20 protein-coding genes and 1 pseudogene are annotated in these 21,743 nt (G+C 71.6%); 9 read left to right on the plus strand and 12 right to left on the minus strand.

Translation table 11 applies throughout. The annotated features are described in order from the left end of the window. Positions 1-219 precede the first annotated feature (219 nt). A complete protein-coding gene (locus ACIOMQ_RS31595) occupies positions 220-2,643 on the minus strand; it encodes an excinuclease ABC subunit UvrA (RefSeq protein WP_362203000.1) in 2,424 nt (807 codons plus the stop codon). Between the two features lie 157 nt (positions 2,644-2,800). Continuing rightward, complete coding sequence (locus tag ACIOMQ_RS31600) at positions 2,801-4,171, minus strand: polysaccharide pyruvyl transferase family protein (RefSeq protein ID WP_362202997.1); 1,371 nt, start codon at positions 4,169-4,171, stop codon at positions 2,801-2,803. Between the two features lie 281 nt (positions 4,172-4,452). Between ACIOMQ_RS31600 and ACIOMQ_RS31605 the strand changes: the two genes are divergently transcribed. Beyond that, complete coding sequence (locus tag ACIOMQ_RS31605) at positions 4,453-5,532, plus strand: hypothetical protein (RefSeq protein ID WP_401757149.1); 1,080 nt, start codon at positions 4,453-4,455, stop codon at positions 5,530-5,532. A gap of 12 nt (positions 5,533-5,544) precedes the next feature. Continuing rightward, positions 5,545-6,060: pseudogene (locus ACIOMQ_RS31610) on the plus strand (hypothetical protein). A gap of 69 nt (positions 6,061-6,129) precedes the next feature. Here ACIOMQ_RS31610 and ACIOMQ_RS31615 read toward each other — a convergent pair. After that, complete coding sequence (locus tag ACIOMQ_RS31615) at positions 6,130-6,345, minus strand: dodecin (protein ID WP_362202991.1); 216 nt, start codon at positions 6,343-6,345, stop codon at positions 6,130-6,132. A 203-nt stretch (positions 6,346-6,548) separates the two neighbouring features. On the opposite strand from ACIOMQ_RS31615, the gene ACIOMQ_RS31620 reads away from it, so the two are divergent. After that, complete coding sequence (locus tag ACIOMQ_RS31620; RefSeq protein ID WP_362202988.1) at positions 6,549-7,805, plus strand: extracellular solute-binding protein; 1,257 nt, start codon at positions 6,549-6,551, stop codon at positions 7,803-7,805. A 195-nt stretch (positions 7,806-8,000) separates the two neighbouring features. Next, a complete protein-coding gene (locus tag ACIOMQ_RS31625) occupies positions 8,001-8,813 on the plus strand; it encodes a GNAT family N-acetyltransferase (RefSeq protein WP_402191331.1) in 813 nt (270 codons plus the stop codon). 64 nt (positions 8,814-8,877) lie between these two features. Here ACIOMQ_RS31625 and egtD read toward each other — a convergent pair whose 3' ends face one another. From egtD to egtA, 4 genes are read right to left on the minus strand one after another with little or no spacing between them, the layout of a single operon-like run. After that, a complete protein-coding gene (gene egtD / locus ACIOMQ_RS31630) occupies positions 8,878-9,840 on the minus strand; it encodes an L-histidine N(alpha)-methyltransferase (RefSeq protein ID WP_401267911.1) in 963 nt (320 codons plus the stop codon). Further along, positions 9,837-10,592, minus strand: a complete 756-nt coding sequence (egtC, locus tag ACIOMQ_RS31635; RefSeq protein WP_402191333.1) for an ergothioneine biosynthesis protein EgtC — start codon at positions 10,590-10,592, stop codon at positions 9,837-9,839. Before egtC ends, egtD begins: the two co-directional genes overlap by 4 nt. Then, positions 10,592-11,953 carry an ergothioneine biosynthesis protein EgtB gene (egtB, locus tag ACIOMQ_RS31640; RefSeq protein ID WP_401988177.1) on the minus strand — a complete coding sequence of 454 codons (1,362 nt, stop codon included), beginning with the start codon at positions 11,951-11,953 and terminating at the stop codon, positions 10,592-10,594. Before egtB ends, egtC begins: the two co-directional genes overlap by 1 nt. After that, entirely contained in the window at positions 11,950-13,269 is a 1,320-nt protein-coding gene (egtA, locus tag ACIOMQ_RS31645; protein WP_362202973.1) for an ergothioneine biosynthesis glutamate--cysteine ligase EgtA, read from the minus strand. The genes egtB and egtA overlap by 4 nt, the downstream gene beginning before the upstream one ends. Before the next feature lie 149 nt (positions 13,270-13,418). Here egtA and ACIOMQ_RS31650 point away from each other — a divergent pair, with 149 nt between their 5' ends. After that, positions 13,419-14,255 (plus strand): TIGR02452 family protein, encoded by an 837-nt coding sequence (locus ACIOMQ_RS31650; RefSeq protein WP_401757157.1) that lies wholly within the window; start codon positions 13,419-13,421, stop codon positions 14,253-14,255. Here the strand turns inward: ACIOMQ_RS31650 and ACIOMQ_RS31655 are convergent. Further along, the gene (locus ACIOMQ_RS31655; RefSeq protein ID WP_362202967.1) at positions 14,240-14,707 is read right to left on the minus strand and encodes a type II toxin-antitoxin system PemK/MazF family toxin; all 468 of its coding nucleotides are present in this window, start codon (positions 14,705-14,707) and stop codon (positions 14,240-14,242) included. The two genes, ACIOMQ_RS31650 and ACIOMQ_RS31655, sit on opposite strands and share 16 nt — an antisense overlap. Positions 14,708-14,777: 70 nt before the next feature. Between ACIOMQ_RS31655 and ACIOMQ_RS31660 the strand changes: the two genes are divergently transcribed. Further along, entirely contained in the window at positions 14,778-15,944 is a 1,167-nt protein-coding gene (locus tag ACIOMQ_RS31660) for a glycosyl hydrolase family 18 protein (protein ID WP_401939852.1), read from the plus strand. A 35-nt stretch (positions 15,945-15,979) separates the two neighbouring features. Here the strand turns inward: ACIOMQ_RS31660 and ACIOMQ_RS31665 are convergent, their stop codons facing one another. Together ACIOMQ_RS31665 and ACIOMQ_RS31670 are read right to left on the minus strand one after the other, a co-directional pair. Beyond that, entirely contained in the window at positions 15,980-17,494 is a 1,515-nt protein-coding gene (locus tag ACIOMQ_RS31665) for a flotillin family protein (RefSeq protein WP_401757159.1), read from the minus strand. 138 nt (positions 17,495-17,632) lie between these two features. Further along, positions 17,633-17,851: a hypothetical protein gene (locus ACIOMQ_RS31670; protein WP_362202958.1), complete on the minus strand. Its 219-nt coding sequence runs from the start codon at positions 17,849-17,851 to the stop codon at positions 17,633-17,635. 49 nt (positions 17,852-17,900) lie between these two features. On the opposite strand from ACIOMQ_RS31670, the gene ACIOMQ_RS31675 reads away from it, so the two are divergent. Both ACIOMQ_RS31675 and ACIOMQ_RS31680 read left to right on the plus strand, forming a co-directional pair. Beyond that, on the plus strand, positions 17,901-18,923 hold the full coding sequence (locus ACIOMQ_RS31675) for a LacI family DNA-binding transcriptional regulator (protein WP_362202955.1): 1,023 nt from the start codon (positions 17,901-17,903) through the stop codon (positions 18,921-18,923). 71 nt (positions 18,924-18,994) lie between these two features. Continuing rightward, a complete protein-coding gene (locus ACIOMQ_RS31680) occupies positions 18,995-19,276 on the plus strand; it encodes a hypothetical protein (protein WP_362202952.1) in 282 nt (93 codons plus the stop codon). Positions 19,277-19,532: 256 nt separating this feature from the next. On the opposite strand, the gene trxA is transcribed toward ACIOMQ_RS31680, so the two are convergent. Continuing rightward, positions 19,533-19,904, minus strand: a complete 372-nt coding sequence (gene trxA / locus ACIOMQ_RS31685) for a thioredoxin (RefSeq protein WP_362202949.1) — start codon at positions 19,902-19,904, stop codon at positions 19,533-19,535. Between the two features lie 115 nt (positions 19,905-20,019). Here trxA and ACIOMQ_RS31690 point away from each other — a divergent pair, with 115 nt between their 5' ends. After that, positions 20,020-21,462: an NAD(P)/FAD-dependent oxidoreductase gene (locus ACIOMQ_RS31690; protein WP_362202946.1), complete on the plus strand. Its 1,443-nt coding sequence runs from the start codon at positions 20,020-20,022 to the stop codon at positions 21,460-21,462. On the opposite strand, the gene ACIOMQ_RS31695 is transcribed toward ACIOMQ_RS31690, so the two are convergent. Further along, positions 21,405-21,734 carry a hypothetical protein gene (locus tag ACIOMQ_RS31695; RefSeq protein ID WP_402128452.1) on the minus strand — a complete coding sequence of 110 codons (330 nt, stop codon included), beginning with the start codon at positions 21,732-21,734 and terminating at the stop codon, positions 21,405-21,407. The two genes, ACIOMQ_RS31690 and ACIOMQ_RS31695, sit on opposite strands and share 58 nt — an antisense overlap. Positions 21,735-21,743: the final 9 nt, after the last annotated feature.

Below are 21,743 nucleotides of genomic sequence, written 5' to 3' on the forward strand. Positions count from 1 at the left end.
GCGGATCGCACGGCTCGGCCACGCCCGGTGGAGGGCGCGGCCCGTTCCTGTGAATCCCGGCCGGGGGTCACATGCCGCACGGCGTGGAGCGGCCGTGAGGCATGCCCATAATTGGTCTGGACCAGCCCGCGGTCAATGTTCTTTGCCTTTTCATTTCCTATTGCTTGCCTGAAGCGGCAACTCCCACTGGAGAGCGGCGAGTTGAACCCGATCGAACCCTCAGGCGAGACGGAGGGAGGCCCTGAGGTACGCCGCCGTACGGCTGCCCTCCGCGCGGGCGACCTCGGCGGGTGTTCCCGCCGCCACGATCCGGCCACCGCGGTCGCCGCCACCGGGCCCGAGATCGATCACCCGGTCGGCGCCCGCCACCACCGCCATGTCGTGCTCGACGACCACGACGGTGTTGCCCGCGTCGACCAGACCGTGCAGCTGCCTCATCAGCACCTCGACATCGGCGGGATGCAGCCCGGTCGTCGGCTCGTCGAGCAGATACAGGGTGTGGCCCCGGCGGGTGCGCTGGAGCTCGGCGGCGAGCTTGATCCGCTGGGCCTCGCCGCCCGACAGCTCCGTGGCGGGCTGACCGAGCCGCAGATAGCCGAGCCCGACGTCGAGAAGCGTCCGCAGGCTGCGCTCGGCGGCGGGCGTACCGGCGAAGAACCCGGCCGCCGACTCGACCGTCAGATCCAGCACCTGCGCGATGTCGAGGCCGCGCAGGGTGACCTCCAGGGTCTCCGGGTTGTACCGCGCGCCGTGGCAGTCCGGGCAGGGGGCGTACGTACTGGGCAGGAAGAGCAGTTCCACGGAGACGAACCCCTCACCCTGGCAGGTCTCGCACCGCCCGCCCGCCACATTGAAGGAGAACCTCCCGGCCCGGTAGCCGCGCTCGCGCGCCGTGTCCGTCTCGGTGAACAGCTTCCGCACGACATCGAACAGCCCGGTGTACGTGGCCAGATTGGACCGCGGGGTGCGGCCGATCGGCTTCTGGTCGACCTGCACGAGGCGGTCCACCGCCTCCAGCCCCTCCGCCGACGCGCACCCGGGCGTGGGACGCTCCGCGGGCAGACCGGCGGCGGCGGTGGCCTGCCGGTCGGCGAGGACACCGGCCAGGACCTGACCGACCAGCGTCGACTTCCCGGAGCCCGAGACGCCGGTGACGGCGGTGAACACCCCGAGCGGGAAATCGGCGTCCACGCCCCGCACGTTGTGGCGGTCCACCCCGCTCAGCCTCAGCCACCCCGACGGCGTACGCACCTCCCGCACCGGAGCGGGCCCGTCGTCGAAGAGGAAGCGCCGGGTGGCCGACTCCGCCACCTCGGCGAGCCCGGCCGGGGGGCCGCTGTGCAGCACCCGGCCCCCGTGCTCACCGGCCAGCGGCCCCACATCGACCAGCCAGTCCGCCCGGCGCACCACGTCCATCTGATGCTCCACGACGAAGACCGAGTTGCCGGCCTCCTTCAACCGGCAGAGCACCCCCAGCAGCGACTCGGTGTCCGCCGGGTGCAGACCGGCCGACGGCTCGTCCAGCACGTACACGACACCGAACAGACCGGACCGCAACTGGGTGGCGAGCCGCAGTCGTTGCAGCTCGCCGGAGGACAGCGTCGGTGCCGTACGGTCGAGGCTCAGATAGCCGAGCCCGAGCTCCGTGACCGTCTCGATCCGGGCGAGCAGGTCCGCCGTCAGTACCCGGGCCGTGTCATCACCGCCCGCCGTGCGCAGCACCTCGGCGAGAGAGGTGAGCGGCAGCGCGGCCAGTCCGGCGATCGAACGGCCGGCGAAGGTGACCGCCATGGCCTCGGGGCGCAGTCTGCTGCCGTCGCAGACCGGGCACGGGGCACTGGTCAGGAAGCGCTCGGCCTTGGCACGCAGGGTGCGGCTCTTGGAGTCTGCGAAGGTGTGCATCACATAGCGGCGGGCGCTCATGTACGTACCCTGGTACGGGCGTTGGATGCGCCCCGCCTCACGCACCGGATGGACCGTCACGACCGGCTGCTCATCGGTGAACAGGATCCACTCCCGGTCCCCGGCGTCCAGTTCGCGCCACGGGCGGTCGATGTCATGGCCCAGCGCGTCCAGCACATCGCGCAGGTTCTTGCCCTGCCAGGCACCCGGCCAGGCGGCGATCGCGCCGTCGCGGATCGACAGCGAGGGGTCGGGGACGAGCAGCTCCTCGGTGGTGCGGTGGATCCGGCCGAGGCCATGGCACTCGGGACACGCCCCGGCGGCGGTGTTCGGCGAGAAGGCGTCGGAGTCCAGCCGTTCGGCACCGGCCGGGTAGTCCCCGGCGCGCGAGAACAGCATGCGCAGCGAGTTGGAGAGTGTGGTGACCGTCCCCACGGACGAGCGGGCGCCGGGCGCCGAGCGGCGCTGTTCCAGCGAGACGGCGGGCGGCAGCCCGGTGATCTCACCGACCGCCGGCGCGCCGACCTGGTGGATCAGCCGACGGGCGTACGGGGCGACGGACTCGAAGTAGCGGCGCTGCGCCTCGGCGTAGATCGTGCCGAACGCGAGGGAGGACTTCCCGGAGCCCGAGACGCCGGTGAACACGGTGAGGGTGTCGCGCGGGATGTCGACCGAGACGTCCTGGAGATTGTGCTCGCGGGCGCCGCGCACCCGGACGTACGGATCGTGGGGGGTGGACATGCGCGGGGACTCCGTACGGATCGGGGCAGGCCGAAAGCCTGGGGACAAACACCCCGATTCTAGGCGTCGGGAGCGGCGGGGTCCGCAGGCGCGGTCCGGGAACGGCCCGAGTCCGGCCGGCCCCCCGGGCCGGCCGCGGACCGGATTCGGAGAGGTGCTAGCGGGACGGGCGCAGGGCGCGCTTGATGGGCCGTCCCACGACACTGCGGGCCCGCTGGTACGTGGAGCGCTGGGCCGGCACCGCGGAGCTCTTCGCGAGCTTCCGCTTGAGCTGGGCGTTCTGTGCGGTGAGGTCCGTCAGCTGGGACTGGAGCCAGTTGAGCCGGTCGCCCATCGTGGCGGCGTCGGCGCCGACCCAGGGGCGGACGCCCGGAGGGAAGGCCAGCTTGCTCATCCGTTCCTCGAAGGCCGCGCCGCTGTCGCCGTGGGTGAAGGTGTTCTCCAGGCCGTTCTTGTCGAGGAAGTTCATGAACCGGTCGAAGCGTTCCTGGTGACCGCGGGTCAGGGGCCCGAAGTCCGCCTCGGCGCAGAGCTCGGCGGGGTCGAGGTCCCAGGGGACCTTCGCGAGCATCCGGTGCGGGATGTCGAAGTAGCGGCACAGCTCCAGCGTCCGCGAGTCGCCGCAGAGCACGGTGGCGGGCGTGCCGGCCAGCAGCGCCGCGATGTTGCCGTGGATGCGGGAGCCAAAGGAGAAGTCGAAGCCCCGCAGGTCGTCCATCCAGGTGACCGGGTCGATGTAGACGCGGACCTTGTCCTCCCGGTACATGGGGTGATCGGGGTGGGTGGGGATGTCGGTGAGCGAGGCGTTCTGGTGGGACAGGTCCCGCCAGTGCAGCTGACGGGCGTCGGAGAGGTTCTGGCCGATGAACCGGAGGTGGGGGTAGCGCGCGTGGGTGCGGTTGATGATCCGCCCGAGTCCTTGCTTGCGCACGGCGTCGTGCGATCCGTTGATGGCGATCCGTGACTCGGGCCCGAGGGCCCGGCCGCTCTTGTGGATGCCGAGCTTGCTGCCGTTGAGGAACATCGAGGGGCAGCCGATGACGTCCACGTCGCGGAAACCCATGTCCCGCAGATACCGCTCGGTGAACTCCCCGCGCACACCGATGGAGGCGCTGTGGTCGAGCACGGCCGAGACGAACGCGTAGACCGTGGGCTGCATGGGCCGCAGCCGGTCCGCGGTGTAGTCGACGCCGGTCTGGGCACCCACTCCCGGGACGACGACCGGGATCGTCAGCTTCGAGATGAGCTGGGTCAGGCGCTCCAGCTGGCGTTCGAAGGACGGCCGGAAGGCGTTGGCGAGCGGGATGACGAAGACGTCGTACTCGCTGTTGATGCGGTCGGCGTCGGCGACCCTGGTGGTGATGCCGTTCGACACCACCTCCGAACGTGGCGTCTCAAGGATCTTGTGAGCGGCGTCGCTGAAGATCAGGTTGCCCGAGTTGGTGGCGAACACGTCTTGATGGAGAGCGCGCTCGACAGGGACGACGTCGTAGGGGCTCTTCCCCGAACGCAGGAGTATTCGCTTCACTTGGTTAACGTTTGATGCCACAAACCTGAATATAGCTTTACAAACCCTTTTGGTTCCATGCGGATCCTGTGCAACTTTTTACGATCCACGCGGAACGCGGGTACATGATCACACATCCGCGCGTGGGCGGGCGCGCGCGGATGTGATGGGGACCCGCTTCCGAGGTCGCCCCCGTACGGCTCTCGCCATGTCCCGCGACGCCCTCTTGAGCGCCGGACCGCCGCGCCCGTACGCTGCGTCCGGCGCACGGGTGCGCGTGCCGGGGAGGTGGCAGAGCCGTCATGGCCGACTCACTGTCCGAGGACGACATCCTCGAAGCGGTCGCCCGGCACGTCGGCCGGCCCGGACAGGGGGCGCAACTGCGGCGGGCCGGTGCCGACATCACCCGGCTCCCGCTGCTCGACCTGCGCGTCGTCCGGTGCGTCGAGACCCGTACCACGCGGCGGGAGTCCAGGCCCGGCAGGTTCGACACGTCGGGGCTGCCCACCTACGAAGGTGATCTGCGCGACCACCCGGTCGAGCCGCCGAAGGATCCGGCGGTGGCGCGGACCGTCGAACTGGTGCTCCGTGACTCGGTGCGAACGGTGCCCTGCGGCTGCGACGACGGACGGCAGCCGTGTTCGCGGTGCCGGGGCAAGGGGAAGCTGCGCTGCGACATCGGCCCCGTGTGCCCGGCCTGCAAGGGTGTCGATCCGTGCGCCTGGTGCGACGGCACCGGCAGGCGCCGCACGGACCGCGCGGCGGCCGAGCCGGCGCGGGAGAAGCCGCCGGCCGGGCGGACCACCTGCGTGAAGTGCCGCAAGCCCCATACCGCTTGTCCGGAATGTGAGGGACGGGGTGCCGAGAAGTGTCCGCGGTGCGACGACACGGGCTTCAGGGCCTGCCCGGTCTGCGAGGGCGCGCGGACGACGGAGCACGCCCCGTGCGAGGGCACGGGCCTGGTCACGCTGTGGACCGGGGGATCGGTCGGGCAGGCGCCCGTCCGGGCCTCGTTGAAGCTGCCGGAACCGGCACCGCCGCTGCGCGTCCGGCAGCAGACCGGGCGCGCCGGCGCGTGGGAGAGAGCCACTCTGGCCGCGGCCGGCGCCCCGCTCCCCGACGCGCTCGACCCGGCGCACCTCAAGGCTGTCGAATCGGCCCTCGCGCCGCGCCGGGGCGAAGTGGCCCGACGCGTCGACATCGGCTGGCTGCGACTGGCCGCGGTCACGATCCCCGACGATCTCGACCATGTCTTCTACGTCTTCCCCGGGCGCGAGGGCCCGGACGTTCTCCCGGTCTGGTCGCGGCGCCGCTCGCTGCGGGTCGCGGCGGTGGTGGCCGTGGTCGTGGTGCTCGTTCTCCTGGTGGTGGCACTCGTCTGATGTGCTGGGGGCGTGAGAAGCGACCACCGGCCCCTGGCCCTATTCGACCTGGACGGCACGCTCGCGGACAGCGGACAGCGGACAGCGGCAGCACTGCCTGGAGGGGCGGCGGCGTGACTGGAGGGGCGGCGGCGTGACTGGAACGGTTTCTTCTCCGCCGCCGTCGACGACCCGCCGCTTCCCGAAGGCGTGCGGCTGGTGCTGAGCGGCGCGGCGGAGTGCGAGGTCGGGCGTCTCACCGGGCGTCCCGAGCGGTGCCGCCGGGACACCCTGGCACGGCTGGTGGAACAGGGGCTGCCCGAGGGGCGGTTGTACATGCGCAGCGACGACGACCGCAGGCCGGCCCGGCACGCCGAGCTGGAAATGCTGCATCGGCTGGGCCGGGAGCGTGAGGTGCGGATGCTGGTCGACGACGACGAACTCGTCTGCGACGCGGCGGAGCCGGCCGGCTCCGCCGTGGTACGGGCCCGCCGGGCGCAGGTGCCGCCCGCGCTCAAGGACGCGCAGGGGCGCGAGGGCCGTACCTGAACGCGGTGTGCGGTCGGATGTGATCCGGCGGGGCCGACCGCGCTCCGGTGGGCGGCCGGTGGCACCGGATCAGCTCGGCTCGTCGAGGCGGAAGCCCACTTTCAGGCCCACTTGAAAGTGCTCGATTCGGCCATCCTTGATCTCTCCGCGCACCTGCGTGATCTCGAACCAATCGAGATTGTGCAACGTTTCCGAAGCTCTTGCGACGCCTCTGCGGATGGCGTCGTCGACGCCGTCATGGGAGCTCCCCACGATTTCGGTGACCCGATAGGTGTGATTCGACATCTTATGTCCCCTCTCGTTCCTACCACGGTGCCCCACCTGGCCCGGGTGCGCGAGAGGTCCGTGTGCAGAATGTGTGGTGAACGGGACTTGACCGGAGCAATGGTCCATACCAAAATCCAGCCACGCCCGTGCGAGCGCCGCCCGCAGTCCCCCCACACCGGGTTCTGGAAATTCGTCGTGCCGTTTCGCAGAAGGTGAACCTGGTGAAGAACCGCAAACTCGTCGGAGCCGTCGCGCTCGTTTCCACCTTTGCGCTGGGCGGATGCGGAATCGTCTCGGGCTCGGAGGCGTCCAGCAGCAAGAAGGTCACCATCTGGCTGATGAAGGACAGCGTGTCCGCCGATTTCCTCAAGCGCTTCACCAAGGCGTACGAGGACGAGCACCCGTCCATCGAGCTCGATTTCAAGGTCCAGAGCTGGACCGGCATCGGCCCGAAGGTCACCGGCGCGCTCAAGGGCAAGGACACCCCGGACGTCATCGAGGTCGGCAACACCCAGGTCTCCCAGTACGCGGGGAGCGGCGGACTGCGCGATCTCACCCTGGAGTCCGTGCGCGACCTCGGCAGCGAGGACTGGCTGCCCGGTCTCGCCGACCCGGGCAGCATCGACGGTGTCCAGTACGGAATCCCCTGGTACGCGGCCAATCGAGTGGTGATCTACAACAAGGACCTCTTCGAGCAGGCCGGTATCGAGTCCCCGCCGAAGACCCGGGACGAATGGATCGCGGACAGCCGGCAGCTCAACCGGAACGGCAATCAGGGCATCTATCTCGCGGGCCAGAACTGGTACGTCCTGGCCGGATTCATCTGGGACGAGGGCGGCGAACTGGCCGACGAGAAGGGCGGCGACTGGGAAGGCGCCCTGGACAGCCCCGACGCGCTTCGCGGCATGAGCTTCTACAAGGAACTCCAGGCGCTCGGCGACGGTCCCAAGAACGCGGACGAGGAAAAGCCTCCGCAGGCCAAGGTCTTCGCCAAGGGCGATGTCGCGCAGATCATCTCGGTGCCGGGCGCCGCCGCGCAGATCGAGCAGCTGAACCCCGAACTCAAGGGGAAACTGGGGTACTTCCCGATCCCGGGAAAGACCGCGAAGACCCCCGGCGCCGTCTTCACCGGCGGGTCCGACCTGATCGTTCCGGAGAAGGCGGGTGAGCGCGCCGCGGGTATCGATGTGATCAAGGCACTGGCGGGCCGGAAGTGGCAGGAAGAACTCGCCAGGACCATGAGCTACGTGCCCAACAAGCCCGACCTCGCGCGTGTCGTCGTGGGGCAGGAGGGTACGGCCGCGATGGCCCGGGGCGCAGCGGAGGGGCGTGCGACGCCCAACGCGCCGCAGTGGGCGAATGTCGAGGCCGTCAACCCGATCAAGCCGTACATGACGGCGGTCCTTGAGGGCGGCGACCCGAGGAAAGAGGCGAAGGCCGCCTCGGAGAAGATCACCGACCTGCTCGCGAGCGGCTGAACCGCGCGGCACCACGCCGCTGCGAGGAGCTTCGGCCCGGGCTCGGACGCACCCGGGATTCAGCCTTCGCACATCCCGGCTCTCCCATGCGGTCATGTCGAATCCAGCCGGTCGCGGAAGAAGTAGGGGGCCGGGCCTTCGCCACAGTGCGACGGTCCGGCGGCCGCCCTTGCCGATCCGTCCCCGGAGACCGTCATGAACGCGCTGCCCGTCACCTCTCTCCCCGCCGCCGCCGTTGTCCCCGCGCAGCCCGTCCCTCCCGCCCCGCCGCGCTACCGGGTGTCCCTCGCCGTCGACCAGGAGGAGGTGCGTGCGGCCCAGCGCCTGCGCCACCAGGTCTTCGCGGGTGAGCTCGGCGCCAGGCTGGAAGGATCCGAACCCAGCCTGGACAGCGACGCGTTCGACGCCTACTGCGACCATCTGCTGGTGCGGGAGGAAGCCACCGGCGACATCGTGGCCACCTACCGTCTGCTGCCGCCCGACCGGGCGAGGGCCGCCGGGTGCCTCTACGCGGAGAGCGAGTTCGACCTCGGGCGGCTCGGACCGATCCGCGACGACCTGGTCGAGGTCGGCAGGTCCTGCGTCCACCCCGCCCACCGGGACGGCGCCGTGATCGCGCTGATCTGGGCCGGACTCGCCCGCTACATGGAACGCACCGGACACAACTGGCTGGCCGGCTGCTGCTCGATACCCCTCGCCGACGGCGGCGTCGCCGCGGCCGGGGCATGGGAGACCGTACGGACGAAGCACCTGGCGCCCGAGGACCACTGGGTCACTCCCCACCGCCTCTGGCAGCCCACCGCCGGATCCGCGGGGCGGGGGGACGTGCCCACCGGCCTCTCCACGCTCCCGCCCCTGCTCCGCGGCTATCTGCGACTGGGCGCCCAGGTCTGCGGAGCACCCGCGCACGACCCCGACTTCAACGTCGCCGACCTGTACGTACTCCTGTCACTGCGCCGTACCGACCCCCGCTATCTGCGCCACTTCCTCGCACTCGCCGAACGGTGACGAGACCGCGGCCGACCGCCGGGACCGACGTCCTCGTGCCGATCCCGGCGGCCGGCCGCCCCGTTCAGATCGCCGTCGCCAGCGACAGCGCGAACCGGTCCCCGGAATCGGTCCACCACCGGTCCATCCTGAGCCCGGCCGCGTTGAGTTCGGCCCGGACACCCTCCTCGCGGAACTTGGCCGACACCTCCGTACGCAGTTCCTCGCCGGCCTCGAACGCCACCACCAGATCGAGATCCGGGACCTTCACCGTGAGCGCCGCACGGGCCCGCAGCCGCATCTCGATCCACTCCCGCTCCGGGTCCCACAGTGCGACGTGATCGAAGTCGGCCGGGTCGAAGTCCGCGCCCAACTCCCGGTCCACGACCCTCAGTACGTTCTTGTTGAACTCCGCCGTCACTCCGGCCGCATCGTCGTACGCGGCGACCAGCACCTCCTCGTCCTTCACCAGGTCCGTGCCGAGCAGCAGCGCGTCGCCGGGGGAGAGCAGCGACCGCACCGACTTCAAGAACCCCGACCGCTCGTCGGGGAGGAGATTGCCGATCGTGCCGCCGAGGAACGCGACCAGTCGGGGCCCCGGGGTGCCCGGCAGCGCGAGACCGCCCGTGAAGTCGGCGATCAGCGCGTGCACGCAGAGAGCGGGCCGCTGTGCGAGCAGGGCGTCGGCGGCGCCGTGCAGTGCGCTCTCGCTCACATCGACCGGTACGTAGCTGTGCAGCGCGGGCAGCGCGTCCAGCAGGTGCCGGGTCTTCTCCGACGACCCCGATCCCAGCTCGATCAGGGTCCGCGCCCCCGAGGCCGCGGCGATCTCCCCGGCGCGGTCGATCAGGATCTCGCGCTCGGCGCGGGTCGGGTAGTACTCGGGGAGCCGGGTGATCTCCTCGAACAGTTCACTGCCGTGCGCGTCGTAGAACCACTTCGGCGGCAGCGTCTTCGGTTGCCGGGTCAGGCCGTGCAGCACGTCGGCGCGCAGCGCCGCGTCCGTCGCGTCCACCGGCAGGGTGCGGGTCAGCAGAAAGGGACTCACTCAGTGGGCTCCTTGAGCGGGGTCAGCAGGACTTCGGCGCGGGTCGCCGTCAGCAGCGTCCGATCGGGGACCGTGCGCCAGCGCGGATCGTCGTCGTACGGTTCCGAGGCCGCGATCGTGCGCAGGCCCGGTTCGGCGAGATACCACAGGGTGTCGCCCCAGGCCGTCGCCACGATGGTGGTGCCGTCGAGGAGCAGCAGATTCAGCCGCGACTGAGGGGCCGCGGCCGCCACGTCGAGCACGGTGTCGGCGACGGCCTGCGGCAGTTCGTCACCGTCGGCGAGACGGTGGCGTACGAGGGCCCAGATCAGGGCCGAGTCGCAGCGGGCGGTGAGGGCCAGCAGTTCGGCCGGGGGCAGCGCGGCGGCCAGCGGTGCCAGGGAATCCGGCCAGCCCCGCACCGCACCGTTGTGGCTGAACAGCAGCCGTCCGGCGGCGAAGGGCGCGGCCGCCGCCTCGCCGTCCGCGCCCGCCTCCGTGGCGTCGCGCACCGCGGCGAGCAGCGCCGCACTGCGCACCACCCGGGCCAGATCGGCGAAGGTCTGGTCGCCCCAGACGGGGCCCTCGCGCCGGTAGCGTCCCGGCACCGGATCGCCGTCCGCGTACCAGCCGACGCCGAAGCCGTCGGCGTTGACGGTCCCGTGCCGCTGGTGCCTCGGGGCCCAGGACTGGCGCACAAGGCTGTGCGGCGGCCGCGTCAGCACTTCACCGAGGGCCACAGGCGGTCCCAGATAAGCGATATGACGGCACATCAGATATCCCTCGCGGTGCGGAATCCGGAGAAGATCTGGCGCCGCACCGGAAGGTCCCAATTGCGGAACGTCCCTCGGCACGCCACGGGGGCCACGGCGAACGAGCCGCCGCGCAGGACCTTGTGGGCCGGACCGAAGAACACCTCGGAGTACTCGCGGTACGGAAACGCCGAGAAGCCCGGATAGGGCTCGAAATCACTCGACGTCCACTCCCACACGTCACCGATCAACTGCCGCACACCGAGCGGTGACCGGCCTGCGGCGTACGCCCCCGCAGGCGCGGGCCGCAGATGGCGCTGGCCCAGGTTGGCCCGCTCGGGGGTCGGGTCCTCGTCTCCCCACGGATAGCGCAGCGAGCGGCCCGACGCCGGGTCGTGGCGCGCCGCCTTCTCCCACTCCGCCTCCGAGGGCAGCCGGCGACCCGCCCAGCGGGCGTACGCGTCCGCCTCGTACCAGCTGACATGGAGCACCGGTTCGTTCTCGGGGACCGTCTCGGTCACTCCGAAGCGGCGGCGCAGCCACTGACCGGCCTCCCGGTGCCAGAAGAGCGGAGCGGTCAGTTCGTGCTCACGGACCATCGCCCATCCCTCGGGGGCCCACCAGCGCCGCTCGGTGTAGCCGCCGTCCTCGATGAACCGCTGGTAGGCGCCGCAGGTGACCGGAGTCGTGTCGAGGTGGAAGCCCGGTACCTCGCGCAGGTGCGCGGGGCGCTCGTTGTCGAGGGCCCACGGCTCGGTGGACGTACCCATGGTGAACGGGCCGCCCGGGACCAGGACTTCGGCGGGCAGAGCGGCTGCGTCGGTGGGGCCGGGCGGCACGGGCGCGGTCAGGACCGCAGGACCGGACCGCAGCTGATGGGTGATCAGCATGGTTTCGTCGTGCTGCTGTTCGTGCTGGGCGATCATGCCGAAGGCGAACCCGGCCCGCACCAGCGGACGGTCACCACGCAGCGGCGTGCCGTCGAGTACGTCCAGCGCCCGGCCGCGGACCTCCGCCGCATAGGCGCGGGCCTCGGCCGGCGCCAGCAGCGGCAGCGAGGGGCGGGCCGCCCGGGGGTGCTCGAAGGCGTCGTACAGCCCGTCGATCTCCGGACGCATCGCCTCCCGTCCGGCCACCCCGCGCAGCAGCCACAACTCCTCCTGATTGCCGATGTGTGCCAGGTCCCAGACCAGCGGCGACATCAACGGCGAGTGCTGGGCGGTCAGTTCATGGTCGTCCACACTTCCGGTGAGAAGTGCGGTGCGTTCCCGGGCGGTGAGCAGCGCGTCGAGGGCGCGTTGCCGGAGTGCCTCGGTGTCCGCCTCGTCGGGCCCGGCCGGATCTCCCGGACCGGATGAGGCGTGTACGGGGGAGTCGGTCATGAGCGGGGTCCCTCGAAGTGGTGGCCCGAACCGCCCGCCGTGTCCAGTGCGAGCAGTCCGGGAAGGTCGTCGGCCGGACATCGGCCCCGGGCGACGAAGCGGTCGTGGAAGTCCGCCACCGCCTCCTGCACGGCCGTGGTCGCTCCCATCCGGGGCAGCGCCTCCAGCGCGAGTGCGAAACAGGTGGCGGCCGCCGAGCGCAGTTCGGGATCGGTCAGGCCGTCGCGGGCGGCCCCCACCCAGAGCGGATTGCGCGGCGCGGGCCCCGGCCCGGCCGTCTCGGCCAGTGGTTTGACGGTGCGGTACACGGTCTCGGCGGCCTCCGGGTCGTCGAACAGGGCGGTGGTGACGGCGAGCGGGACCAGCCACCCGTCCGCGCCGTACTGCGCGTCGATCATGCGCAGCTCAAGGTGCCCGCGCGGGCGCACGGGCGGAAAGAGAGTGCTGATGTGGTAGTCGAGATCGGCGCGCACCGGTGGTCTCGGCGCGCCGGTACGGATCCAGTCGCGGAAGGTCAGACCGTCCGGCACGGCCCAGGGCCCCTCGTCGGCCCGGATGCACATCACCGGGGTGTCCAGGACATGCGCGGCCCAGGCGTCACGGGGTGGCAGACGACCGGGCGGTGCCAGGGACCGCCAGGGATCGAGGTCGGCCCAGAACGACTGCCGGGCGGACCGCCACGGCGTCGGGCGGCCACACCGGAAGGGCGAGTTCGCGAAGACCGCCACCAGCACCGCGCCCAGCAGATGGGACAGCTGCCAGCGCCGCCCGTAGCCGAGCGGTCCGGGTTCCTCCTCTCCGGCGTCCAGGCAGACCTGGACGGACGCGGTGGTGCACATCATGGCGCGGCCCGCCGGTCCCGACCGGTCGAACGAGACCTCCATGGCGTCGTAGCGGGGCTCGTGCAGCAGACGGCGGGGAGGGTGCCACGGATCGACGCCGAGACCCGAGGGCACGAGACCCACCCGGTCCAGGGCGTCGCGTACGGCGGTGAGATCGGCGGCGGTGGCGTCGATGCACGCCATCAGGGAGTCGGCGGGGCGCGAGCTGAGCTCCAGCTGACCGCCGGGTTCGAAGGTGAGCGCCGCGCTCAGGGGCAGGGCCCGGAGGATGGCGGCGGCCGCGTCGAGGCGGTGGTGCGGGACCGGGACGCCGGGCCGGTCCCGGTGGTGGATGAGCCATTCGAGTTCCACGCCCACCTTGCGGGGCGGCCCGGTCTTGAAGCAGATGCAGCGCAGTAAATCCTCCGCCTCGCCCTCGTCGAGGGGCAGGGGCTGGCCGGGCGGACCGTGGCCGCCGGGTGTGTCCGATGACATGCCGGGCCTCCTTCTGCTCGGTTCGTCCGTACCACCCAAACCCGTACGGGGAGATCGCACAAGAGTGCCCCTGTGCGTCGGAAATTCGGTTGCACCCATGCCGCCGAAGCGGCGAGCATGCCCCGTATGCACCACACGGGGGAGTACCGATGAGCGCGCGGCTGCGCGGCATCGCGCGAGAGACCGAGGCCATTGTCGAGGCCGGCCGCTACCGCACGCCGGAAGGGCGCGAGGTGAGCATCGCACGTGCGCTGACCACCGCGCTCTCGGGAACCGGGCTGTACGGCCCCGAGCCGGTCCCCGTCACGGCGGCCGACTCCGGCCGCACACCGGCGATCGAGGTCACCGACGAGAGCAGCCTGCGGGCGGCGCGCCGGATGACCGGCGAAGGACCCGGCAAGGTCGCCGTCCTGAACTACGCCTCGGCCCGCAATCCCGGCGGCGGATACCTCAACGGCGCGCAGGCCCAGGAGGAAGCCCTGTGCCGGGGCTCCGCCCTGTACGCCACGCTGCTGCGCGCCCCCGACTACTACGCCCACCACCGTGCGGAAAGCAGCGCCTTCTACACCGACCGGGTGATTCACTCACCCGGTGTGCCGGTGTTCCGCGACGACCGGGGGCGGCTGCTCGACACCCCGTACACCGCGGGCTTCCTCACCTCCCCGGCGCCCAACGCCGGAGTCATCCGCAGCCGCACCCCCGAGGACGCCCACCGCATCCCCGCCGCGCTCGCGTCCCGTGCCGAGCGGGTGCTGGAGGTCGCGGCGGCACACGGCTACCGCAGGCTGGTGCTGGGCGCCTGGGGCTGCGGTGTGTTCCGCAACGACCCGGCACAGGTGGCCGGTGCGTTCCGGGCGCTGCTGCTGGACGGCGGCAGGTTCGCCGGGCACTTCGAGCAGATCGTCTTCGGCATCCTCGACCGCAGCCCCGATTCGGCCACCCGGTCCGCCTTCACCCGGACGTTCGGCGGTCAGCTCCAGCCGTAGCGCTCCCGCAGCCGGCCGACGACCAGGTCGAACCGGCCCCGGTCCAGCGCGCACGCCTCACGCCGCATCCCGTCCTCGTGCACCCGCAGCACCCGGTCCAGATCGACCCACGACGGACGGCCGGAGCTGTCCCACGGTCCGGCCCCGAGCGCCACCCACTCGTGGTCCCGGTCGTGCTGCTTGCTGGACAACCGCACGGCCAGCAGCGTGCCCGCCGCCTCCCGGGCCACCACCAGAACCGGACGGTCCTTGCCGCGCCCGTCGTTCTCCTCGAACGGCACCCAGGTCCAGACGATCTCGCCGGGGTCGGGATCGCCGTCCCGGTCCGGGGCGTACGAGGTGCGGACCGGGCCCACGTCGCGCGGGTCGGCCTCGCAGGTCGCGGCGGGTCCGGTGCGGCCGGGGAATCCGGCCGGGCCGTTGGTGCTGTCGTCACGGTGCTGGATGGTCATCCCCACACCGTAGGACCTGTACGGCCCAGTCCACGGAGCGGGTCCGGTGAACGGGCCGCAGGCTCGGGCCATGATCACCGGACACCCCACTCGCGCCGCGCGCCCCGTCGTGCCCGCCCGCGCCGGACGCGCCGTCACCCTCGCCGTCCTGCTCGTGACCGCCCTGCTCCCGGCCACCGCTGCCGGGGCGTCAGCCGCCACCCCGCCCCGTACGCCGCAGCTCCCCGCCCCGGCCTCAAGCTCGACCGGAGGTTCAGGTTCACACTCCGCGGCGGCATCGCAGCCCGCGCGCACCGTCTCGGCCTGGCTGCCGTACTGGGACCAGGAAGGCGCCTACCAGGACGCCCTGCGCCATGCCGCACAGCTGAACACCGTCAGCCCCTTCTGGTACCGGGCCGTCTCGGCCGACCGGATCGACGGCCACCCCGGCGCGGGCGAGCGCCGCATCATCGACGGTCTGCACGGGGCGGGGGCCGAAGTGGTGCCCACGGTCATGGAGACGATGAAGGACGGGGCCCTCGCCGCCATCCTCACCAGCCCCACCGGACGCGCCGCGCACGCCGACGCGCTCATGCGGACCGCCACCAGCCGCGACTACGACGGGCTCGACCTCGACTACGAGTCCATCGCCGCGACCGGTGACTCCACCTACCGCGCGGTCCGCGACGGCTTCACCGCACTCGCCACCGACCTCTGCGACCGCCTCCACCGCCTGGGCAAGAAGTGTGTCGTCACCGTGTTCCCGCAGACGGCCACCACCGGACGCATCTGGGACTACGCCGCCATCGGCCGGGTCGCCGACCGGATGCGCATCATGGGATACAACCTCCACTGGTCCTCCGGCACACCGGGCCCGATCTCCGACCTGACGTGGTACGACGACATCCTGACCCGCGCCACCGCCCTCGTCCCCGCCGGCAAGCTGGAGCTGGGCATCCCCGCCTACGGCTGGAACTGGGACACCGACGGCACGAGCGCCACCCGGCACGTCACCTGGAAGGAGGCCGACGCGCTGCGCCGTGCCCAGGGCGCCCCGTACACACTCGACCCGGTCTCGGGCACCCCGCACTTCACCTATCGGGACGGTGACGGACACCGGCGCGAGGTCTGGTACCAGGACGCCCGGGGCATCGCCGCACAGCTACCCGTCCTGCGCCGGCACGGCGTGGCCGGCACCGCCCTGTGGGCCCTCGGCTTCGAGGACCCGGAGCTGTGGCCGGTGCTCGCCCGGGACTGAGGGGCGCGCAACCGGCCACCACCGGCCGGACCCGCTCAGGCAGGCGCACCGTCCTCCTGATCACCCGTCACCGGAATGTGCTGCTTGAGCGGTGGGGGAGTGACGGCCGGTGCGACCCCGTCGACCCGAGGTGCCGGTGACGCCGGGGTGTCCTGCCCCATCGTCGCCAGCAGCTGCCGCGCCAGTCCCAGACCCGTGCCGCCCATCGTCAGCGCCTTGGCGAACATGTCCGACAACCCGTCGGCCCCGTTCAGCAGCACCATGTGGTCCACACTGCTGAAGGCGCCCGCGCCCGCCTCGACGATCTCCGGCCACTTCTCGGCCAACTGCTGTGCGACGACCGCCTCCTGATTCTCCGCCAGTGCCGCCGCCCTGGCCTTGATCGCCTCCGCCTCCGCCAGACCCTTGGCACGGGTCGCCTCGGCCAGTGCCAGTCCCTTGGCCTGGGCGGCGGCGGCCTCCGCCTCACCCGTCGCCCTGGTCGCCGTCGCGGCGGCGGCGCCGCGCGCCTTCGTCGCCTCGGCCTCGGCGAGCGCCGCCGTCTTGACCCGGTCGGCCTCCGCGACCGCGGCGAGCTCCGTCTCCCGCGCCTTCGCCTCGGCGGCCGAGATCCGGGCGTCGCGCTCGCCCTCCGCCAGAGTGCGCTTCTCGTACGCCTGGGCGTCCGCGGGCTTTCGCACATCGGCCTGCAACTGCTGTTCGCGCCGGTGGGCCTCCAGTTCGGCGACCCTGGTCTCCTGGACCACGACCTCCTGCCGGGCCGCCGCGTCGGCCAGCGGTCCCGCCTGGCGCGAGCTGGCCGCGGCCTTGTCGCGCTCGGCCTGGTACCCGGCCTGCAGGATCTCGCTGTCCCGCGTCGCCTCCGACATCCGGGCGGCGGCCTGCTGCTCCGCCTCGGTGGCCCGGCGGTTGGCCTCCGCCTGCGCGATGCGCGCATCCCGCTGCACCGCCGCGGCGTGCGGCATCGCCAGGTTCTTGATGTAGCCCGTCGGATCCTCGATCTCATGGATCTGGAGCGAATCGACGATCAGCCCGAGCTTCTCCATCTCGGTCCCGCACGCGGCCCGGGTCTGCCCGGTGAGCTTCTCCCGGTCGCGGATCATGTCCTCGACCGTCAACCCGCCGACGATGGACCGCAGATGACCGGCGAATACGTTGTGCACCCGCTCCGACATCATCTTCTGCTGGTCGAGGAAGCGGCGGGCCGCATTGGCGATCGACACGAAGTCGTCGCCCACCTTGAAGATGACCACGCCCCGCACCCGCAACGGAATCCCCTGGTGCGTGACGCAATCGACCGACAGCTCCGTCTCGTTGAGGTCCAGGGACATCTTCCGCACCGCCTGGACCCCCGGCAGGACGAGAGTGCCGTGACCGGTGACGATCCGGAACCCCATGCCCTGCCCCAGACCCTCGGTCTTGTGCTTGGAACCGGAGATGACCAGTGCTTCGTTCGGCTCGGCCACGCGCCACATCAGCTTGAACAGGCCGATCAACACCATGATGGCGGCGAGTACGAGTCCCGCCGTGACGCCGATGACCATCGGCATGCGCCCCCTTATCGCAGTGCCCCGTCGGCACCGCTGAACAGGGGGAGTCTTCTCCTGCCCGGGACGGTGGAGAAGACGCGTGCGGATCCTTGCCGCATTCTTGACCACGAAGGGCGTCAAGACCCTCCCACGGGAGCCTCAACTGCCGTATGCGCGAGCCACATACACCGTCCGCGGCGGCAGATGCTCGATCACCGTCACCACCGTGCCCACCTCGATGCGGTCCTTCGCCGACGCGGGATGCGCGAGGAAGTGCTCGGCGCCGCCCCGGATCCGTACGATCACCTCGCCGACCAGCCCCGGTCCCACCGTTCCCGTCACCCGACCGAGCAGTCCCACCATCGAGGAGTCATCCATGCCCCGGAGCGTACCCATGCCGCACGGGTCTGGAAGACTGCCCGACGCCATGAGCCAGTTACCGAACCAGCCCGCCGAAGGCCCCGCCCCGACCAGTGCCGATGTGGCACGGCTCGCCGGGGTCTCCCGGGCCACCGTGTCCTACGTACTGAACGACATCGCGACCGTGCGGATCAGCGAACCCACCCGCCGCCGGGTCAGGGAAGCGGCCACCGAACTGGGCTACGTACCGCACGCGGCGGCCCGCAGTCTGCGTGCCGGGCACACCCGCATGGTGGTGCTGCCCGCGGTGAACTTCCCGCCCGGCCCGCTCCACCACCGCTTCTTCCACGAACTGGAAGCCGGGCTGCGCCGCCTCGACTACACCGTGGTCCAGTACGGCAGCACCGGCCTCGACGCCGATGACGCACCCCGCGCCTGGGCCGAACTCCGTCCCGTCGCCGTCATCGCACCCGGCACGATCGCCCTCACCCCGCAGGGCATATCCGTGCTCAGGCGGGCCGGGGCAAAGGCCGTCATCACGCTCGGCCCGCGGCCGGTGGCCGGCGCCCACGCGCTGGTCATGGACCAGCGAAAGGTCGGCAGCCGCGCGATCGGACATCTGCTGGAGCGAGGCCGGCGTCGCATCGGCGTGATCATGCCCGAGGAGGGCGGTCTCGGCCTGTTCGCCGAACCCCGGCTGGCCGGGGCCCGGCAGGCCGCACAGAGCCACGGGGCCCTCGTCGAACCCCTGCCGCTGCGCTACGAGGAGGGCTCGGCCGACCGGCTGGCCGCACGCTGGCGCACGTTGGGCCTCGACGCCGTGTTCGCGTACAACGACGAATACGCGATGCTCCTCATGCGGGCCCTTCAGGACGCGGGCATCGAGGTGCCCCGCGAGACGGCCGTGATCGGCGCCGACGACCTGATGCTCGGCAGACTGCTGCGGCCCCGGCTCAGCAGCGTACGTCTGGAGATGGCCACGGCACAGCCGCCGGCGGACCTCGTCGACCGGCTGGTGCGGCACCCCGGCGGCGCACCCGAGCACCACGACCTGCTGCGGGCCAGTGCGGTCCACCGCGAGTCCAGCTGAGCCGCCGGGTCCGCACGGCGCCGCAGCGCGGCAACGTGCGCACCGCGCGCCGCCTGCCTAGCGTCATGACCATGAGCCATCCGCAGAGTTACGAGATCCTGCTGGTCCCCGGATTCGCCGAGGACACCGCCGAAGCCGCCGAGCCCGGCGGCGCCATCCGCTCGGCGGTCGTGGCGGCGACCGGCGAGACGGGGGCATCGGGCTATCCCCGCTATTCGGGTGAAGGCGTCGTGGCGGACATCGACCCGGCGACACACACGGTCGAGGCCCTGCTGGTCGACGGTGCCGAGCTGGACTACGGCCTCTCGGTCCGGATCAAGGAGAGGAACGCCGACAGCAACGCCGGTGGCTGAGTCCGCGCCACCGGACTCCGGCCGGAAGGCCACGGAAAGCCCGAGGAAAAGCTGAGGAATGCCACGGGAGGACCACGGAAAGCCCGAGTTAGAGCTGAGGAATGCCACGGAAGGCCGAGAGGAACCCGAGGAAGGCCAGGGGGAAGGGGCCCGGCCAGTCCGGCCGGGCCCCTCACCGCTCATGTGCGCGGGGAGCCTCCAGATCGATCCGGAGGCGGTCTACACGCTCCGCTCACCGCTCATGTGCGCCGGGAGCCTACTTCTGCTCCTTCTGCTGGTCCTCGATGGACTTGCGGACCTCGTCCATGTCCAGCTTCCTGGCCTGCCCGATGACATCCTCCAACGCCGCCTCGGGCAGTGCCCCCGGCTGCGCGAACACCGCCACGTTGTCCCGGACGATCATCAGCGTGGGAATGGAACGGATCTCGAAGGCCGCCGCCAGCTCCTGCTGCGCCTCGGTGTCGACCTTGGCGAAGACCAGGTCGCCGTGGCGCTCCGACGCCGCGTCGTAGACCGGCGCGAACTGCCGGCACGGGCCGCACCAGGAAGCCCAGAAGTCGATCAGGACGAAGCCGTTCTCGCTGACGACCTGATCGAAGTTTTCCTTGGTGAGCTCAACGGTGCTCATGCTCTGCTACCTCTTCCTGTGCCCGCTCGGACCTGTCCGGCACAACGGTGCCGGTACTCGCGCTATTCCGCCTGCCCATGTGGCCGCCGCGCACACCCGCGATCAGACTGTCCCCATGACTGATGCTTCCTTGAACGCCGAGTACGACGTCGTGGTGATCGGAGCAGGTCCGGTGGGTGAGAACGTCGCCGACCGGGCGCGTGCCGCCGGGTTGAGTACGGCGGTCGTCGAGATGGAGCTCATCGGCGGCGAGTGCTCCTACTGGGCCTGTATGCCCAGCAAGGCCCTGCTGCGCCCGGTCGTCGCCCGCGCCGACGCCCGCCACCTCCCCGGCCTCAGCGACGCCGTGCAGGGCCCGCTCGACACGGCGGCCGTCCTCGCCCGCCGCGACACCTACGCCTCCCACTGGAAGGACGACGGACAGGTTGCCTGGCTGGAGGGCGTCGGAGCGGACATCTACCGGGGCCGGGGCCGGCTCACCGGTGAGAAGTCCGCCTCCGTCACCGCCCCCGACGGCACGGTGCACCGGCTCACCGCCCGGCAGGCCGTCGCCGTCTGCACCGGCAGCCGCGCCGTCGTCCCCGCTCTGCCCGGTATCGACGGGGCTCGCCCCTGGACCAGCCGTGAGGCAACGAGCGCGAAGAAGGTGCCCGGCAGCCTCGTGATCGTCGGAGGCGGCGTGGTCGGAACGGAGATGGCCACCGTCTGGCAGGCCCTCGGCGCCCAGGTGACGATGCTGATCCGCGGCAAGGGGCTCCTGCCGAGGATGGAAGCCTTCGCGGGCGACCTGGTCGCGCGGGCGCTGACGGAGGCGGGCGCCGACATCCGCACCGGTGTCTCGGCGACATCTGTACGGCGTGCGGTCCCGGACGGGCCGGTTGTCGTGGAACTGGACAACGGCGAGCGTGTCGAGGCCGACGAAGTCCTCTTCGCCACCGGCCGCGCACCGCGCACCGACGACCTCGGCCTGGAGACGGTGGGTCTGACGCCCGGCTCCTGGCTCACCGTCGACGACAGCTGCCGCGTCGAAGGCACCACCTGGCTCTACGCCGTCGGAGACGTCAACCACCGGGCACTTCTCACGCACCAGGGCAAGTACCAGGCGCGTATCGCGGGCGCCGCGATCGCCGCTCGCGCCGCGGGAGTGCCGCTGCTGGAGAACGACCCCTGGGGCGCCCACGCGGCCACCGCCGACCACGCGGCCGTCCCGCAGGTCGTCTTCACCGACCCCGAGGCCGCCTCGGTCGGCCTCACCCTCGCGGAGGCCGAACAGGCCGGCCACCGGGTACGCGCCATCGACCAGGACTTCGCCGCGGTGTCGGGCTCCGGGCTGTACGCGGACGGCTACCGCGGCCGTGCCCGCATGGTCGTGGACCTCGACCGGGAGATCCTGCGCGGCGTCACCTTCGTCGGACCGGGCATCGGAGAGCTGCTGCACTCGGCGACGATCGCGGTCGCGGGCGAGGTCCCCATCGGCCGACTGTGGCACGCCGTCCCCGCCTATCCGACGATCAGCGAGATCTGGCTGCGCCTGCTGGAGGCGTACCGCGACGCGTAGGGCCCGGTCGGCCCCTCGGAACACCGCCGGGCTGTTCTCCCCGGTGCCGGGGGTTCGGCGGCGGCCATCCGTCCCGGCAGCCCGGAGAAGAGGAACTCGGCGTACCTGCCTCCGTGTCGGAGCTCGACGGTGCCGGTGATCCGGCCGTCCCGCACCACATCCACGCGGGGCCGTTCCTGCGGCCCGTCGAGGCGTGCTGCGGGAGCGGCGCGGGAGCGGCAGCCGATCTTCCGGCTGCCGGGCCGCGACGTGACGCGTACGCCGGTGGGCATGGCGGCCGA

This window comes from Streptomyces sp. NPDC087845 (genome assembly GCF_044742755.1).
Classification (GTDB): domain Bacteria; phylum Actinomycetota; class Actinomycetes; order Streptomycetales; family Streptomycetaceae; genus Streptomyces.

Coding starts and splice junctions, on each gene's coding strand:
- ACIOMQ_RS31655 (WP_362202967.1), bottom strand. CDS start 14,707: ATGACCATCCAGCACCGTGACGACAGCACCAACGGCCCGGCCGGATTC.
- ACIOMQ_RS31660 (WP_401939852.1), top strand. CDS start 14,778: ATGATCACCGGACACCCCACTCGCGCCGCGCGCCCCGTCGTGCCCGCC.
- trxA (WP_362202949.1), bottom strand. CDS start 19,904: ATGAGCACCGTTGAGCTCACCAAGGAAAACTTCGATCAGGTCGTCAGC.
- egtC (WP_402191333.1), bottom strand. CDS start 10,592: ATGTGCCGTCATATCGCTTATCTGGGACCGCCTGTGGCCCTCGGTGAA.
- egtA (WP_362202973.1), bottom strand. CDS start 13,269: ATGTCATCGGACACACCCGGCGGCCACGGTCCGCCCGGCCAGCCCCTG.
- egtB (WP_401988177.1), bottom strand. CDS start 11,953: ATGACCGACTCCCCCGTACACGCCTCATCCGGTCCGGGAGATCCGGCC.
- ACIOMQ_RS31665 (WP_401757159.1), bottom strand. CDS start 17,494: ATGCCGATGGTCATCGGCGTCACGGCGGGACTCGTACTCGCCGCCATC.
- ACIOMQ_RS31690 (WP_362202946.1), top strand. CDS start 20,020: ATGACTGATGCTTCCTTGAACGCCGAGTACGACGTCGTGGTGATCGGA.
- ACIOMQ_RS31695 (WP_402128452.1), bottom strand. CDS start 21,734: ATGCCCACCGGCGTACGCGTCACGTCGCGGCCCGGCAGCCGGAAGATC.
- ACIOMQ_RS31670 (WP_362202958.1), bottom strand. CDS start 17,851: ATGGATGACTCCTCGATGGTGGGACTGCTCGGTCGGGTGACGGGAACG.
- ACIOMQ_RS31595 (WP_362203000.1), bottom strand. CDS start 2,643: ATGTCCACCCCCCACGATCCGTACGTCCGGGTGCGCGGCGCCCGCGAG.
- ACIOMQ_RS31680 (WP_362202952.1), top strand. CDS start 18,995: ATGAGCCATCCGCAGAGTTACGAGATCCTGCTGGTCCCCGGATTCGCC.
- ACIOMQ_RS31675 (WP_362202955.1), top strand. CDS start 17,901: ATGAGCCAGTTACCGAACCAGCCCGCCGAAGGCCCCGCCCCGACCAGT.
- ACIOMQ_RS31650 (WP_401757157.1), top strand. CDS start 13,419: ATGAGCGCGCGGCTGCGCGGCATCGCGCGAGAGACCGAGGCCATTGTC.
- ACIOMQ_RS31605 (WP_401757149.1), top strand. CDS start 4,453: ATGGCCGACTCACTGTCCGAGGACGACATCCTCGAAGCGGTCGCCCGG.
- ACIOMQ_RS31615 (WP_362202991.1), bottom strand. CDS start 6,345: ATGTCGAATCACACCTATCGGGTCACCGAAATCGTGGGGAGCTCCCAT.
- ACIOMQ_RS31625 (WP_402191331.1), top strand. CDS start 8,001: ATGAACGCGCTGCCCGTCACCTCTCTCCCCGCCGCCGCCGTTGTCCCC.